We start from the raw sequence: 14,625 nt of genomic DNA on the forward strand, positions 1-14,625 counted from the left end.
CCATGCCGGTTTGCGATGGCGAGGATGACGGGTCTTCGCGCCCGCTACCTCACAACCATGCCTGCTGCTATTACGCACCCGCCGCTAGTCGAGATAACGCTCGGGCCGCTGAATCAAACGCGAGTCCCCTATTCGTTGAGCGTGATGCCACCTGAACTCCACAGTGACCTCAATGTCTGGTTTGGGAGGAAAGCGGACCGGCTGCTTTCGTCGAATTAAATTCGAATTAAGACGTCGATTTGGCATCGTCGGTCCGCAATATATGCCGCAGCCATCCTGTGTCGTAGCCTATGGGGCGGGACGTAACTTAACGAGCGGACGCTAAAGGTCGCAGAGCGCTTCCGGTGTCGCCGTTCGAACCCACTGTAGGCCCTGTGCGGGGGGACCCCACGGATCTACCTTCAGGTCCATAGGTACTCCGCCGCGCTTGATATGAAGCGTGAAGGGTTGTCCTTCGTGCATGCGGGCCTCTGCAAAGGCGCTGTTATTCTCGATTTCGTCGCCATCGAGAAGTCCGGCCAAACTACCTGCCTGCCCCGTGCTGATGAACCTGGCGTGATAGGTGCCGTCTGGATCGGGTTCAATCCGGAATCCTGCGTCGAAGGCTCGATAGGTCACGGTCTTGCTTCGAAAACATGCGCCGAAAAGGTTGCTCGGCAACACAAGAAGCTTACCAGCCTTGAACGCAGCGTAATCAGCTGCGCCTCTTGGCCCGAGAGCGTTTGCGACCAGCTTTGCCCAAAGGGCTTCGTTCGCGTTACCTTTCTGGATCGCCTGAACCATTGGCCTTACGAGTTCATCTACGCGTCGCCGGCCGCCGCTGGCAGCGCGCAAGCGTGCATCGACCTGAGCGATGTAAAGCGGGCCGCGCTGATAGGGTAAAAGCTGAGCACCCCCATCGCTGAGGAAGACCTTCGTCGCTTCCGTATCCGACATTGTCCGGCGGGGATTGGTATAATAGTCTCGAGCCCACTCGTTGATCTGCTTACCGAACTCTGCGACGGAGCTGAGGCCGGCACGGCGCGGTATTACAGTAGAGTAATACTCGGTGCCGCCTTCGATAAACCACTTACCCGCGTATCCTGACCCGAAAGACGATATCCAATTATGGATTGCCTCATGCGCCATCAGATGCTGCACTTCATCAAGGTCTCTATCCTGCCCCTTCACATTACCGAACATGAATGACTGATAGCCTCCACCGCCGCCGCCTTGAAAACGGTCCGTCGTCCGCATAAAAACACGGAATGGCTTCGAAGAGTCGTGAAAGAATTCGCCCGCATAATTGTATGTCGCAGCGGTAAATGCAGCAGCTTTATCTAAATCGAATTTAGGCGGCGTGAGATAATAAACGGTGAATTTACTCTCGCCGTTCGGTGGCAGACGGAACAAAGGTCCGGCCATGAAATAGCCTGCCTGGGCCTGATCCCTGCTTAGCACAGTTGTCGAGTTACCTTCGCCAAAGCTACTAGAGACGCGCGCGCCAGGCGGCATATCATTCAAGGACCACTGCAACGTAACACGGCGCGGCCAGTCCGCATCAGGCAATGCGAGCAATAATGCAGTTGTTCCGTAAATGCCGCTGCCTTCTGTGCGTACGTCATTCAGTGGTCCGGGTTGCGTCTTTGGTGTGACGGCCCGCGGCGTTGCCATGTAGGTTACGACGATTGTACCATTCGTCGCCCTGGCAGGGGACCAGTGCCGTTCTTGATGAAATTGGTCGGCTGACGGTGGATCTTCGCTCATGACAAGCGGCAGTGGACCTGTCGCGTCGCTGGCTTTCAGCGTTGAGGGATCGGTAAGTACGCCGGGAATTGACTCAAGCTGCATCGGCATCGTTAGAAAGCGTCGGCCGGCGGGGATCGATGGACTGGATATTTCCTCCCTTATGCGGATCGCAACGACCCTTCCTTCAGCGCTTTCGGGAGTGATGCGTACGTTTAGCGTAGCATCGGACTGAGCCGGTTGCGCGTGGACCAAAGCCGCAGAAGAGGTGGCGATTGCTAAGCCGACCAGAAGATTCTTACGCCACTCGTACATTGCCCGACAGTCGTCCTACTATCTGCCCATTCACATCGAATACGGCGGGATGATAATCGTATAATATGTTGCGAGTGTCGGTGGAAGGCCCCTGTTGATTTCAGGATGTTGTTCCTTCTAGGAACGCCTAGTGGCTTCGGCCAAATCCCAAAGCGCTTACGCCAACCGGCGACGAACAATCCCGCCGTCAGTTCCGGATAGCGATTGAAAAATTGCTGCGCGCTGACGGATGCTTTCGAACGTCGTGATGAATGAGTGTCCACTTTTGAGCATGTGATTGCCCCGCAAAAGGGTCTGATTTTGGGCGTAAGCTGAATGGCGAGTTCGCAGCAGCGGCCCCATAAGAAGCCCGTACAGAGGCGGTCTAACGAACAGCTCAACGTTGGCGCCAAGTCGATCGCCTGCCCCTGACGCCCCCTGGGTCCCGACCGGAATGCATTGCCGCCCGCCGATCCTGCGCCCCCAAATCACGCGCTATTCCCCCCGCCTCGCCCGCCCGCTTTATGGGTCGCTTTTGATGCAATGTCGGCATCTGATGCGGCCCCTTAAGAACTGCCGGCTTCCACGGCCAATTTTGGCTCCGACGATGATGCGGATTGATGCACCTGCAGCTTGGTCTAGCGCGCCAGCGCGGGGAGAGAGGAACGGAGCTTACTGAGTCGCCATCTGGTCTAGATCCACGATCCACGGTTGAGAGCTTATGGAGCGGCAGCCAGACCCGTTCTGCCCGTTGCGTTGGATTTCAGAATTCCGGACCAGGTCCCTCCAACCCATCGCTTCAGCCCGCTGTTTATCGTTGAACGCGAGATACTGGGGATCTCGAGCCATGCCGCCTTCAACCAGTCCCTGCACTCGCATCTGCCACTCGATCGAGCGCAAACCGCAATAATGTACATACTCAGCACGTGCTGACGATTGGACATCGCTCAACCAACGCGTTTCGAAGTCATCCATTTCGCTGATATATTCCGACGCTCGTTGCCGCTCGCCATCAGCTAATATCGCCCTTCCGTCAGAAACTAGTTCGTCAGCAGTTTTCGTGCGAGGCTCGGCCGGGACGACCGGTGAAGTCTGCTTTTGCGCGATCGGTGCGATCTCTTCCCGGGAAATCGACGTCGAGCGCGGGGTAACATCCATGCTGCGGGCAAACAGGATGATGATGCATGCCGCAACCCCGAGCCACACGAGTTTCATCATCTCACCACTCCCGCTCGTCATCCTTGAGCAGATGCCATCAAGACTGAATTTGGACACATCGGCAACGAGGAATGGAGCTTGTTGGTAAAATGGCACCGAATTTGCGCATCCTCCCCAGGATGCACGGGACGGCGCAAGCCGGCACGCTCACCCGCGTTCGTTGGATGCTGAACCCGTTGGGTTCGGGGCCTCGGGGGCTTGGTGGAGCAGCAAATCTGCGCACGCCAACGGCGTTCCTTTTATATTTAACCTTGTAGGGTGGGGTTCTGACCACCCGGTGAATTCGCGTTACAGAGGTCTACGCGACGGCCTAGCGAAGCGAGGGCTTTCGCGAGAGGGGACTCGTCGCCGGCACGGAATGCCGCCAGGTCCTCGGCCGAGATCGTCGCCAGCATCGCTGCGGTTTCCTCTTCGTTGGCCTTCCTACGGGTCACCTCGTCGTCCGGCATCGGCCCCTTGCCCATCATGCGGCGAACCATGTCGGCCGCTTCCTTCGGCAGGCCGAACCAATATGCGTTCGTCACCTGCTTGACCTGGGGGCCGAAGGCGTCGGGATCCTCGATCGGTTCGAACCGCCGGATCCAGTTGAGGAAGCCGTGATCCTTGAGCCGCGCAAGCGCGCTGACGATCGCGCCGCGCGAGCGGCGTAGCCGGTCCGCCAGCGTCGCAATGGCGGGCTCGAGCCTGCCGGTCTTGAAGTCGATCATTCGCATCAGCTCGCGCAGCACGTCGACGCCGATCGCGCCCAGCGGCCCGTTACGCTTGCCAGCGATCTTGTGCTTGCGGTCGTAGGTTTCCGCAGCACGCATACGCGCGTTGCGTTCAGCCTTATTGAACGGCCTCCAATACCGCTGTTCGCGCTCGCCTGCACGATAGCTGCTACGACGGACCGGCTGTCCGGTCCGATGGCCCTTCGAGGCCTTGCCACCGACTATCTTGAAGAGGGAGCGCGCGGTCATGCCGCTGCTCCCTGACGGGTCAGGCGTGTTGCCGTAGCCCCGTCAGCAGCGATTCTAGCGGCACGAGGTCCTGCACAAGCATGTCCGCCCATTCCTGCGCCAGCTCGCGCCGACGTGGCATGTACGCGGCACGATTGTACGCCGCCTCGACGCTGTTGCCCGGCACGTGAGCGAGCATCAGGTCTATAATCGCACGATCCCCTACCCTGCTCTCGACCCCCGCCAGTTCGTTCATGACGGTCGAGAACGTCGATCGCCAGCCGTGAGGGACGTGAAGCCCGGTAAACCCGGCTTCGCGATACGCCTTGCTCAACGTGCTGTCGCTCAACGGCCGGCGCGGATGCCGCACGCTGCGAAAGATCAGCGATCCCTTCCCGGAGAATTCCATCGCGACCTTGATCGTCTCGACGGCCTGCCATGAGAGCGGAACGATGAATTCGAAGGCCGAATCCTCCTTCTGTTCGATAACCAGTTTCATCTTGGCTGCCGGGATACGCCAGATCGGCTCCGGCCCGTCCAGTCCCTCGAATTCCTTCGGCTCGGCCATGCGAAGCACACCCGATCGCACCGCCGTCAGCGATAGGAAGCGCGACGCGAGTTTGGTTAGCGGATGCGCCGGCTGTTGCTCGACCTTCCGTAGAACGATCCGTGCGGCTTCCACCGTCCGCACCGCGGGCTGTTTGCCGCGCTTGATTGGTGCCAACGCACGCTGTGCGACCCCGGCCGGATCCGCCGCGACAATGCCGCTGCCGATCGCCCGTGCGAACACCTCCGAAATTCTCTGCCGAATCCGATGCGCCGTTTCGATCGCACCGCGCTCCTCGACCGGACGTAGAACCTTCAGCACTAGCGGCGTCGTGATCGCGTCGATCGGCAAGTGCCCGAGTTTCGGATACACGTCCTGCACGAAGCTGTTCTTGACGTTCTGCGCGTACCGCTTGGACCAGGTCGCCTCCTGGCTTGCCAGCCAGTCCTCCGCGATCGTCTTGAACGTCGCGCCCACGCGAGCCACCTGCGCTGCCGCCTGCTGCACTTTGTGAACCGAGGGGTCGACCCCGTCCCGCAGTAGCTTGGCCGCATTCTCCCGCATGCCGCGCGCCTGCAGCAACGTCGTGTCCGGATACGATCCGAAGACCAGGCGCTTTTCCTTGCCGCCAAATCGAAACTTCATGCGCCAGCTGCGATATCCGCTGGGCATGATGTATAAATATAAGCCGCCGGAGTCGCCGAGCTTGTACGCCTTGTCCTTCGGCTTCGCCTTCTTGATGGCCGTATCGGTCAGCATCCAGTGCCCCCAAGCACAAAACTCGGTGCCCCCGAAGTGCCCCCAAATGATTGTCGCTGCATCGGGTTACAATGGGACGCGCTGGGACCCCGCACAACCCTGTAACAACACCAAAACCCGCCCCTTGCGGGACGGGTCGGGATGCGTTGGAATTAGTGGTTGGTGCCCCTGGCCGGAATCGAACCAGCATGCCTTGCGGCAACCGATTTTGAGTCGGTCGCGTCTACCAATTTCGCCACAGGGGCAGCGGCGGGTTGGCTAGACGAAGCTTTCGTTTGCCGCAAGCTGTCTTGATCGGAAAACGTATCGGTTCAGTTTCTCGGCGGTTGGCGACGATAGCTGAGCGCTTCGGCGATGTGGATGCGGCCGACGGTGTCGCTGCCGGCGAGATCGGCGATGGTGCGGCCGACGCGGAGGATGCGCGTGTAGCCGCGCGCGGTCAGGCGCATCGCCTCGGCGGCCTGGGCGAGCAGTTTCCGGCCAGCTTCGTCGGGCGTGGCAACCGCGTCGAGCAGTGCCCCATCCGCCTCCGCATTGGTGCGCACCGGGTGATCGCGGTAGCGGTCGGACTGGATCGCGCGGGCGGCAGCGACGCGGACGGAAACCTCGGCCGAACCCTCGGTCGGTGGCGGAAGGATCAGGTCTGCGGCGCTGACCGCCTGGACGTCGATGTGGAGGTCGATCCGATCGAGTAGCGGCCCCGAGACCTTCGCTTGATAGTCTGCTGCGCATTTCGGGGCTCTCGCGCAGGCGAGGCTCGCATCGCCGAGGTGGCCGCAGCGACATGGGTTCATGGCTGCGATCAACTGTACGCGCGCCGGGAACGTGACATGCGCGTTGGCTCGGGCGACGCTGACCGTGCCGGTCTCCAAGGGTTGGCGCAGTGAGTCGAGGACGGCCCGCTGGAACTCGGGGAGTTCGTCGAGAAACAGGACCCCGAGGTGTGCGAGGCTGACTTCCCCCGGTTTTACTTTCAAACCGCCCCCCGTCAGTGCCGCCATCGAGGCGGAGTGATGCGGCGCCCTAAAAGGCCGCGTTCGGGTCAAGCGCCCGCCCGTCAGCGTCCCCGCTACCGACTGGACCATCGACACTTCGAGCGCCTCGGCAGGGTCGAGCGGTGGCAAGATGCCGGGGAGGCATGATGCCATCAGCGACTTTCCGGAGCCGGGCGGGCCTACCATCAATAAATTATGTGATCCCGCAGCGGCGATCTCCAGCGCGCGCTTGGCGGTCTCCTGCCCTTTTACCTGGCGCAGGTCCGGGCCGTGGTCGGCCTGGTCGGCGATGCCGGGCTTGGGCGGGCTGAGCAGGCCGTGACCCTTGAAGTGGTTGAGCAACGCCAGCAGGTTGGGCGCGGCGATCACTTCGATCTCGCCAGCCCAGGCCGCCTCTGAGCCTTGCGCGGCGGGGCAGACGAGCCCCTTCCCCACTTCCGACGCGTGCAGCGCCGCCAGCAGCACGCCCGGCGACGCGGTGATCCGCGCGTCGAGGCCGAGTTCGCCGACGATCACGTAATCCGCCAAGGCTTCTGCATCGACCACCCCCATCGCGGCCAGCAACGCCAACGCTATAGGAAGATCGAAATGCGATCCTTCTTTCGGGAGATCGGCGGGCGACAGGTTCACCGCGATGCGTTTCGGCGGCAGCGACAGCCCCATGCCCGCGATCGCACCACGCACGCGTTCGCGGCTTTCGCCGACCGCCTTGTCCGCAAGGCCGACCACGTTGAACGCAGGAAGTCCTGGAATCAGTTGGACTTGCACCTCGACGGCACGCGCTTCCAGCCCCAGATACGCCACCGTCGCCACGATCGCCGCCATGCCCGCTCCCCCGCGACACGACGTCACGCCTTATTCATACCCGATTTGCCATGTCTGCAAGGACACGCGGCCTAACGCCGTCGATCCGCGCCGTCTTGCCATCCTAATACACCGGACCCACATGCCTTCCGTGAAAGCAGTCCGCTCCCCCGTCCTCCGCTTCGGCCAGTTGCTGCTCGGGATGCTGTTGATCGTCGCAGCGCCGCTCCTTGCGCCGTTGCCGGGACCGGCGGGCATCTTCCTGTTCGCGGGTGGGATGGTTCTGGTGCTGCGCAATTCACGCTGGGCGCGGCTGAAATGGGCGCGGTTGAAACGGCGCTGGCCCCGCACCGGGCATTTCGTCGACCGGATGATGCGGCGACAGAGCGCGATGCGGCGCCACGAGCGGGCAAAGGCGTCGAAAAGCGCTGCTGCCAAGGCCGCTGCGAATTGACTTACTGCCGCCCTTTCCGTAAGCGCCCGGGCATCAAGGCCGTCCCCGTGGCGGCCGTTTTCTATTTGATGACCTAGGGAATGACCAATGAAGCGGACCTTTCAGCCGAGCAACCTGGTACGCGCACGCCGTCACGGCTTCCGCGCACGGATGGCGACGGTCGGCGGCCGGGCAGTGATCCACGCACGCCGCGCACGCGGTCGCAAGAAGCTGTCGGCCTAACTATTCTCGATAAACGCCGCGATTTTCTCGCGGCGAATGCGGGGAAGCGCGCACCGATGCCGGGATTCGTCCTGCTCATGCGCCCCCGCGATGACGGTGACGAGACGATGCGAATCGGCTTCACCGTCACCAAGAAGATCGGCAACGCCGTCGTCCGCAACCGCATGAAACGGCGGTTCCGGGCTTTGGCGCGCGAGCTGTTGGCGGAACGCGGCGTTGCGGGGGCCGATCATGTTTTGATCGGGCGGAATGGCGGTGTCGAGCGCGATTTCGCTTTGCTGCGGACCGAGTTGGACAAGGCGTTCCGCAAGGTCACGCCACAGGCCACTGATACCGCATCGGCGCAAGCCACCACCCCGGCGAAGGCCGGGGCCCAGGTGGGAAAGCGGCCGTGATTCAGCACCGCCATTCGTTAGCGACGTCCCCCAGCTGGGCCCCGGCCTTCGCCGGGGTGGAAATGCCTCACTCGAAGCGGTCCTCTTGGCCCTTGTTCTCCCGCGAAGGCGGGAGCCCAGTCTGGGTCCCCGCCTTCGCGGGGAAACAATATTGTGGTGTCGGCGAACGTCGGTTTTGACATGCTAGCCCGCCTCCTCATCCTCCTCGCCCGCGGCTGGCAACTCGGCCCTTCGCTCGTCCTGCCGTCGAGTTGCCGCTACGATCCTTCCTGTTCAGCCTATGCAATAGAGGCGGTTGGGCGCTATGGCGCGCTCAAGGGGGGCTGGTTGGCGGCGAAGCGTATTGCGCGGTGCCATCCGTGGGGCGGGTACGGCCCCGATCCGGTCCCAGAGCTGAAGCCTAAAAAATTGAAAGACGCCGCCCTGTGAAAGACGACAAGCAGAATTTCGTGCTGTTCGCGGTGATCGCGGCGCTGATCCTGTTCGGATGGCCGCTGATCCAGGGCAAGTTCTTCCCGACCGCGAATCCGCCGGTCACGAAGATCGAGGGGGGCAAAACCAAGGCCATCGCCAACCCCGCCGCCGATCCGGCCGCGGACGGCGCCGCCGCGATCGGCGATCGCAACGCCGTGATCGCGAGCACCCCGCGCATCCGCATCGAAACGCCGCGCGTGTCCGGCTCGATCAACCTGAAGGGTGCGCGGATCGACGATCTCGTGCTCAAGGGCTATGACGAGACCGTCGCGAAGAACTCGCCGCCGATCCGACTGCTCTCGCCCGCCGGCGCGCCCGACGCGTATTTCGCAAGCTTCGGCTGGCGCGCGCAGGGCCTGACCCCGCCTGCTGCCGATGCCGTCTGGACGCCCTCGGGCGCGACCACGCTGACGCCGACCACGCCGGTCACGCTCGATGCGACCAACGCCACCGGCCAGCGCTTCCGCATCCAGATCGCGGTCGACCAGGATTACATGTTCACGGTCCGCCAGACCGTCCTCAACGCGGGCACTGCGCCCGTCCCCGTCGCCACCTACGGCCTCGTCAACCGCGTCGGCATCTCGAAGGATCCGTCGTCGATGACGATCCATGTCGGGCCGATGTCGGTCGACAATGGCGGCGCGCATTACCGTCCGAACTACAAGGACATCGACGAGGCCGCTCAGAAGTTCACGACGACCGGCGGCTGGCTCGGCTTTACCGACAAATACTGGCTGACCGCGATCATCCCCGACCAGGGCCAGACGTTCGACGGCCAGTTCCGCGCCGGCGCCAACAAGGCGTACCAGGCTGATTACGCGCTCCAGCCCAAGCAGGTCGCACCGGGCCAGGCGATCACGCAGACCTCGCGCTTCTTCGCGGGCGCGAAAGAAGTCCGCCTGCTCGATCGCTACACCGATCAGCAGGGCGTCGCGAAACTCGATTACGCGATCGACTGGGGCTGGTTCCGGATCGTCGAGAAGCCGATCTTCTACTATCTCGACTGGCTGTTCCGGATGATCGGCAATTTCGGTGTCGCGATCATTCTGCTGACCGTGACGATCCGCGGCCTGCTGTTCCCGATCGCACAGCGTCAGTTCAAGTCGATGGCCGCGATGCGCGCCGTGCAGCCGAAGATGAAGCTGCTGCAGGAGAAGTATAAGGACGACAAGGTCCGCATGCAGCAGGAAGTGATGGCGCTGTACAAGACCGAGGGCGTCAATCCGCTCGCCGGTTGCGCGCCGACGCTGTTGCAGATCCCGATCATGTACGCGCTGTACAAGGTGCTGATGCTGACGATCGAGATGCGTCACCAGCCATTCGTCGCGTGGATCAAGGATCTGTCGGCGCCCGATCCGCTGACGCCGCTCAACCTGTTCGGCCTGCTGCCGTTCACGCCGCCGCACATGATCGCGATCGGTGTCGTGCCGATCATCCTGGGCATCAGCATGTACTTCCAGTTCAAGCTGAACCCGACGCCGATGGACGACACGCAGAAGCAGGTCTTCAAGCTGCTGCCATGGGTGCTGATGTTCGTGATGGCACCCTTCGCGGTCGGCCTCCAGGTGTACTGGATCACGTCGAACTGCCTGACCATCATCCAGCAGAAGCTGCTGTACGCCCGCCATCCGGGCCTGAAAGTGCCGGTGACCAAGTGAACGACGTCCCTAACTTAGGTCCCGACCTCGAACAGACCGACGCGCCGTTCACGCCCGAGATGCTCGAGCATGCGCGGAAGCTATTCGCGGGGCATGTCGGCTTCCTGAAGTCCGCGCCGACGCTCGAATTCCTGCCCGATGCGTTGGTGCCGGAAGTGGCGTTCGCCGGCCGCTCGAACGTCGGCAAATCGTCGCTGTTGAACGCGCTCACCGGGCGCAACTCGATGGCACGCACGTCGAACACGCCGGGCCGTACGCAGGAGCTGAACTTCTTCGACGTGGGCGCGCCGCTCGCATTCCGCCTCGTCGACATGCCGGGCTATGGGTTTGCCAAGGCACCCAAGGACGTCGTCAAGAAATGGCGCTTCCTGATCAACGACTTCCTGCGCGGGCGTGATGTTCTCAAGCGTGCGCTCGTGCTGATCGACTCGCGCCACGGAATCAAGGACGTCGACCGCGAGATCCTCGAGATGCTCGACAAGGCCGCGGTCAGCTACCGCATGGTCCTGACCAAGGCGGACAAGATCAAGGCGTCCGAGCTCGTCGAGGTCACCGAGCGCACCGCGATCGAGGCGCGCAAGCGTCCGGCCGCGCATCCCGACATCCTCGTCACGTCGAGCGAATACGGCATGGGCATTCCCGAACTGCGTGCGGCGGTCGTCGAAGCGGTCAGCTAAGCGATTCGGTCCTCATCGATCCTCCTCCGCGAGCGGGAGGATCGAAGGTCGGCATGACCGGCGCACCGAGAAAGAACCGACTTTCGATCAATCTGATATTTCCGCCTGACACGGTCCGTCAAACTTCGTAGCCTCTCGTCAAAGGGGATCGTGGGTATGCGTAGGACATTGGTGGGGCTGTTGGCGATGACGGCGATGCTGTCGGGCTGTGGCGGCAGCGATAACGGTTCGATCTCGACGGGCGGCAGCACGCCTTCGCCAACGCCTACAAGTACCGCGGGCTGTTCGCTCCGCGAACGCCAGGACTGGGCCGCGGCACAGCTTCGCGAATGGTATCTGTTCCCCGATACGCTGCCCGCCAGCCTCAGCCCGGCGGCGTACACGACGGTCGACGACTATATCGACGCGCTGACCGCCACCGCGCGAGCGCAGCGCAAGGATCGGTATTTCACCTATCTGACGTCGATCAAGGAAGAGACCGCCTATTATAACTCTGGGTCCAGCGCCGGGTTTGGATTCCGACTCGCACTGGATCAAACCGGCCAACGCCTGTTCTCGGCGGAGTCGTTCGAGGGCGCGCCCGCTCTTGCCGCCGGGATCGATCGCGGGACGGAGATTTTGGCGATCGGGACGACGGCTGCCAATCTGCGCACCGTCAGTGCGATCGTCGCCGCGGAGGGTACCGCCGGACTGACCGCCGCGCTTGGCCCCGATACCGTTGGAACCTCGCGGGTCCTCCAGATCAACGACGCCGCGGGTACGCGTACCGTCACCGTCGCCAAGGCGGACTTCTCACTGTTGCCGGTGTCGACTCGCTATGGTGCGAAAGTCATCCAGGATGGTGGGCAGAGCGTCGGCTACATCAATCTTCGCACGTTCATCAAAACCGCGGAGCCCGCGCTGAAGACGGCGTTTGCCGATTTCCGTGCGAAGGGCGTGACCAAGGTCATCATCGATCTGCGCTACAATGGCGGCGGCCTGATCGAGACGGCGGAGTATCTGGGGGATCTGCTCGGCGGTGCGCGTTCGACATCGGAGGTCTTCGATTACGTCACGTTCCGTACCGAAAAGGCCTCGAACAACACGACGCGGTTCTTCGCACCGCAGCCCGAATCGATCGCGCCGACGCGGATCGCGTTCATCGGCACCGGCGGAACGGCGTCGGCGAGCGAGCTCGTGATCAACGCGTTCACGCCTTATCTGCACACCAACGCGGGGCTGATCGGCACCAACACCTATGGCAAGCCGGTCGGACAGATCGCGCTCGACAAGGAAGCCTGCGACGATCGCCTGCGCGTGGTGGCACTGGCGACGCAGAATGCCGCGCGCACCGGTGATTACTATGATGGGCTCGCCACCAAGGTCGAGGCGTCCTGCCAGGCCTCGGACGATATCGGCTATCAGCTCGGCGATCCGCTCGAATCGTCGACGCGTCAGGCGTTGAACTTCCTGGCCGGGCGCAGCTGTACGCCGATCACCGGCGACGCGAGCGCACGGTCGTTGCGCACGTCGGAGCCACGGCGCGACCTGCTGATGCCGAATCGGCCCGGCACCGCGCAGCGTGAGGTTCCGGGCCTGTTCTGACCGCTGGAGCCAAGAGGGGACGGCGAGCGAGTTGCCTCTCGCCGCCCCCTCGCCTAGCACCGCGCGCATGAAACTGATCATCGGCAACAAGGCCTATTCCTCCTGGTCGCTTCGCGGCTGGCTCGCCTGCAAGCAATCCGGTCTTCCCTTCGAGGAGGTGGTCGTGCCGATGTACGACGCCGACTGGGAAAAGCGCCGCTCGGGCGACGAGTTCGCGCCGTCGTCGGGCAAGGTGCCGATCCTGTGGGACGGCGACGCGGTGGTGTGGGACAGCCTGGCGATCGTCGACTATCTCGCCGACAAGGTCGGGCGCGACCGCTTCTGGCCAGAGGACAATGCCGCACGCGCGATGGCACGGTCGATGGCCGCCGAGATGCATTCGAGCTTTGCCGCGCTGCGTCGCAAGCACAGCATGAACGTGCGCCAGGTGTTCCCCGCGCAGCAACCCGACGATGACGTCCTGATCGAATTGCAGCGGATCATGGAATTATGGGCCCAGGCGCGCGCGCGCTTCGGTGGCGGGGGCGATTTCCTGTTCGGCCAGTTCGGCGCGGCGGACATCATGTTCGCGCCGCTCGTCACGCGGATCGTCACCTATCAGCTGCCGATCGCCCGTTTTGCGGCAGGCTATATGCAGGCGATGTTCGAACATCCCTTCATGCAGGACTGGATCGCCGCCGCGCAGGAAGAGGAATGGGTCCTCGAACAATTCGAACAGCCGGTTGCGACCCCCGCTTGATCGGGACAACAAGATGATCGACCCCGTCCAACTGACCCAGGCGCTGTTGCGCGCGGACAGCGTAACGCCCGCGCGGGGAACCGTGTTCGACGTGCTGGAGGCGGCGCTCGTGCCGATCGGCTTCGCGGTCGACCGGTTCGTCGTCGGTGAAGCGCCTGACGGCCCGGTAGAAAATTTGCTCGCCACGCGCGGCGCGGGCCCGCGTCATCTGGCGTTTGCCGGGCATGTCGACGTCGTTCCACCCGGTGAGGGCTGGACCGGATCGCCCTGGTCCGGCGAGGTCCGCGGCGGACTGCTGTACGGGCGCGGCGCGGTCGACATGAAGGGCGCGGTCGCCGCCTTCGCCGCCGCCGCCAGCCGCAGCGATGCGGGAACGCTGTCGCTGATCATCACGGGTGACGAAGAAGGGCCAGCGACCTACGGCACCGTCGCGCTGATGGAGCGGATGGCGGCGCGGGGGATCGTCCCGGATTTGTGCCTGGTCGGCGAACCCACCTCGACCGCCCAGCTCGGCGACATGGTGAAGATCGGGCGGCGCGGTTCGGTGAACATCTGGATCGACGTCCCGGGGCGCCAAGGCCACGTCGCCTATCCGCATCTCGCCGACAACCCGATCCCGCGGCTGATCGCGATCCTCGCGGAGATTGACGCCGTGCTGCTCGACCAGGGTACCGACTGGTTCCAGCCATCGAACATCGAAGTCACCGACATCACCGTCGGCAACCCAGCGCACAACGTCATCCCGGCCAAGGCGATGGCGCGGCTGAACATCCGGTTCAACGACCGCCACCGTGGCGCGGATCTGATCGACCGCATCCGCGCGATCGCCGAGCGTCATGCGCCGGGTACGATCGTGACGGGCAAGGTATCCGGCGAGGCGTTCCTGACCGAGCCGGGTGCCTTCTCGACGCTGCTGTCGGATGCGATTGCGGATGCGACCGGGATCACACCAGAGCTGTCGACAACCGGTGGCACCTCCGATGCGCGGTTCTTGTCGAAGCTGTGCCCGGTGGTCGAGTTCGGCTTGGTCAACGCGACGATGCACAAGGTTGACGAAGCGGTCGCGGTCGAGGATCTGCGGACGCTGACGGATATCTACGCAGGTGTGATCACGCGGGCGCTGCGGTAAATCGGCGAACAGG

General features: G+C 63.0%; 14 protein-coding genes and 1 tRNA gene. 9 read left to right on the forward strand and 6 right to left on the reverse strand.

Annotated elements, in window-relative coordinates:
• Positions 1 to 321: 321 nt before the first annotated feature.
• The 6 genes from U1763_RS10595 to U1763_RS10620 form a co-directional block, all read right to left on the reverse strand.
• Positions 322 to 2,040 (reverse strand): M61 family metallopeptidase, encoded by a 1,719-nt coding sequence (locus U1763_RS10595; protein ID WP_332755198.1) that lies wholly within the window; start codon positions 2,038 to 2,040, stop codon positions 322 to 324.
• A gap of 651 nt (positions 2,041 to 2,691) precedes the next feature.
• Positions 2,692 to 3,333 (reverse strand): hypothetical protein, encoded by a 642-nt coding sequence (locus U1763_RS10600; RefSeq protein WP_332755199.1) that lies wholly within the window; start codon positions 3,331 to 3,333, stop codon positions 2,692 to 2,694.
• Between the two features lie 149 nt (positions 3,334 to 3,482).
• Complete coding sequence (locus tag U1763_RS10605; RefSeq protein ID WP_332755200.1) at positions 3,483 to 4,196, reverse strand: replication protein A; 714 nt, start codon at positions 4,194 to 4,196, stop codon at positions 3,483 to 3,485.
• 19 nt (positions 4,197 to 4,215) lie between these two features.
• Positions 4,216 to 5,481: a tyrosine-type recombinase/integrase gene (locus U1763_RS10610; protein WP_332755201.1), complete on the reverse strand. Its 1,266-nt coding sequence runs from the start codon at positions 5,479 to 5,481 to the stop codon at positions 4,216 to 4,218.
• A 160-nt stretch (positions 5,482 to 5,641) separates the two neighbouring features.
• Positions 5,642 to 5,726 (reverse strand) — tRNA-Leu (locus U1763_RS10615).
• A 66-nt stretch (positions 5,727 to 5,792) separates the two neighbouring features.
• Positions 5,793 to 7,301 (reverse strand): YifB family Mg chelatase-like AAA ATPase, encoded by a 1,509-nt coding sequence (locus U1763_RS10620; RefSeq protein ID WP_332755202.1) that lies wholly within the window; start codon positions 7,299 to 7,301, stop codon positions 5,793 to 5,795.
• A gap of 121 nt (positions 7,302 to 7,422) precedes the next feature.
• On the opposite strand from U1763_RS10620, the gene U1763_RS10625 reads away from it, so the two are divergent.
• From U1763_RS10625 to dapE, 9 genes are all read left to right on the forward strand, one after another.
• The gene (locus U1763_RS10625; RefSeq protein WP_332755203.1) at positions 7,423 to 7,734 is read left to right on the forward strand and encodes a hypothetical protein; all 312 of its coding nucleotides are present in this window, start codon (positions 7,423 to 7,425) and stop codon (positions 7,732 to 7,734) included.
• An 87-nt stretch (positions 7,735 to 7,821) separates the two neighbouring features.
• Positions 7,822 to 7,956 (forward strand): 50S ribosomal protein L34, encoded by a 135-nt coding sequence (gene rpmH, locus U1763_RS10630; protein WP_031393806.1) that lies wholly within the window; start codon positions 7,822 to 7,824, stop codon positions 7,954 to 7,956.
• Between the two features lie 56 nt (positions 7,957 to 8,012).
• Positions 8,013 to 8,351 (forward strand): ribonuclease P protein component, encoded by a 339-nt coding sequence (gene rnpA, locus U1763_RS10635; protein WP_443026912.1) that lies wholly within the window; start codon positions 8,013 to 8,015, stop codon positions 8,349 to 8,351.
• A gap of 180 nt (positions 8,352 to 8,531) precedes the next feature.
• Entirely contained in the window at positions 8,532 to 8,780 is a 249-nt protein-coding gene (gene yidD, locus U1763_RS10640) for a membrane protein insertion efficiency factor YidD (RefSeq protein ID WP_332755408.1), read from the forward strand.
• The gene (gene yidC / locus U1763_RS10645) at positions 8,777 to 10,483 is read left to right on the forward strand and encodes a membrane protein insertase YidC (RefSeq protein WP_332755204.1); all 1,707 of its coding nucleotides are present in this window, start codon (positions 8,777 to 8,779) and stop codon (positions 10,481 to 10,483) included. Before yidD ends, yidC begins: the two co-directional genes overlap by 4 nt.
• Positions 10,484 to 10,542: 59 nt before the next feature.
• Complete coding sequence (gene yihA, locus U1763_RS10650; protein ID WP_132739574.1) at positions 10,543 to 11,160, forward strand: ribosome biogenesis GTP-binding protein YihA/YsxC; 618 nt, start codon at positions 10,543 to 10,545, stop codon at positions 11,158 to 11,160.
• Between the two features lie 156 nt (positions 11,161 to 11,316).
• Positions 11,317 to 12,744: a S41 family peptidase gene (locus U1763_RS10655; protein ID WP_332755205.1), complete on the forward strand. Its 1,428-nt coding sequence runs from the start codon at positions 11,317 to 11,319 to the stop codon at positions 12,742 to 12,744.
• A 67-nt stretch (positions 12,745 to 12,811) separates the two neighbouring features.
• Positions 12,812 to 13,483, forward strand: a complete 672-nt coding sequence (locus U1763_RS10660; protein WP_332755206.1) for a glutathione S-transferase — start codon at positions 12,812 to 12,814, stop codon at positions 13,481 to 13,483.
• 13 nt (positions 13,484 to 13,496) lie between these two features.
• Complete coding sequence (dapE, locus tag U1763_RS10665) at positions 13,497 to 14,612, forward strand: succinyl-diaminopimelate desuccinylase (RefSeq protein ID WP_332755207.1); 1,116 nt, start codon at positions 13,497 to 13,499, stop codon at positions 14,610 to 14,612.
• Positions 14,613 to 14,625 lie beyond the last annotated feature (13 nt).

This window comes from Sphingomonas sorbitolis (genome assembly GCF_036663875.1).
Taxonomy (GTDB): Bacteria; Pseudomonadota; Alphaproteobacteria; order Sphingomonadales; family Sphingomonadaceae; genus Sphingomonas.

What these genes read in the sequence shown, in the direction of transcription:
- rpmH (WP_031393806.1), top strand. Translation starts at nt 7,822, where the DNA reads ATGAAGCGGACCTTTCAGCCGAGCAACCTGGTACGCGCACGCCGTCAC.
- yidD (WP_332755408.1), top strand. Translation starts at nt 8,532, where the DNA reads ATGCTAGCCCGCCTCCTCATCCTCCTCGCCCGCGGCTGGCAACTCGGC.
- U1763_RS10655 (WP_332755205.1), top strand. Translation starts at nt 11,317, where the DNA reads ATGCGTAGGACATTGGTGGGGCTGTTGGCGATGACGGCGATGCTGTCG.
- rnpA (WP_443026912.1), top strand. Translation starts at nt 8,013, where the DNA reads ATGCCGGGATTCGTCCTGCTCATGCGCCCCCGCGATGACGGTGACGAG.
- U1763_RS10660 (WP_332755206.1), top strand. Translation starts at nt 12,812, where the DNA reads ATGAAACTGATCATCGGCAACAAGGCCTATTCCTCCTGGTCGCTTCGC.
- U1763_RS10595 (WP_332755198.1), bottom strand. Translation starts at nt 2,040, where the DNA reads ATGTACGAGTGGCGTAAGAATCTTCTGGTCGGCTTAGCAATCGCCACC.
- dapE (WP_332755207.1), top strand. Translation starts at nt 13,497, where the DNA reads ATGATCGACCCCGTCCAACTGACCCAGGCGCTGTTGCGCGCGGACAGC.
- U1763_RS10610 (WP_332755201.1), bottom strand. Translation starts at nt 5,481, where the DNA reads ATGCTGACCGATACGGCCATCAAGAAGGCGAAGCCGAAGGACAAGGCG.
- yihA (WP_132739574.1), top strand. Translation starts at nt 10,543, where the DNA reads ATGCTCGAGCATGCGCGGAAGCTATTCGCGGGGCATGTCGGCTTCCTG.
- U1763_RS10625 (WP_332755203.1), top strand. Translation starts at nt 7,423, where the DNA reads ATGCCTTCCGTGAAAGCAGTCCGCTCCCCCGTCCTCCGCTTCGGCCAG.
- U1763_RS10620 (WP_332755202.1), bottom strand. Translation starts at nt 7,301, where the DNA reads ATGGCGGCGATCGTGGCGACGGTGGCGTATCTGGGGCTGGAAGCGCGT.
- U1763_RS10605 (WP_332755200.1), bottom strand. Translation starts at nt 4,196, where the DNA reads ATGACCGCGCGCTCCCTCTTCAAGATAGTCGGTGGCAAGGCCTCGAAG.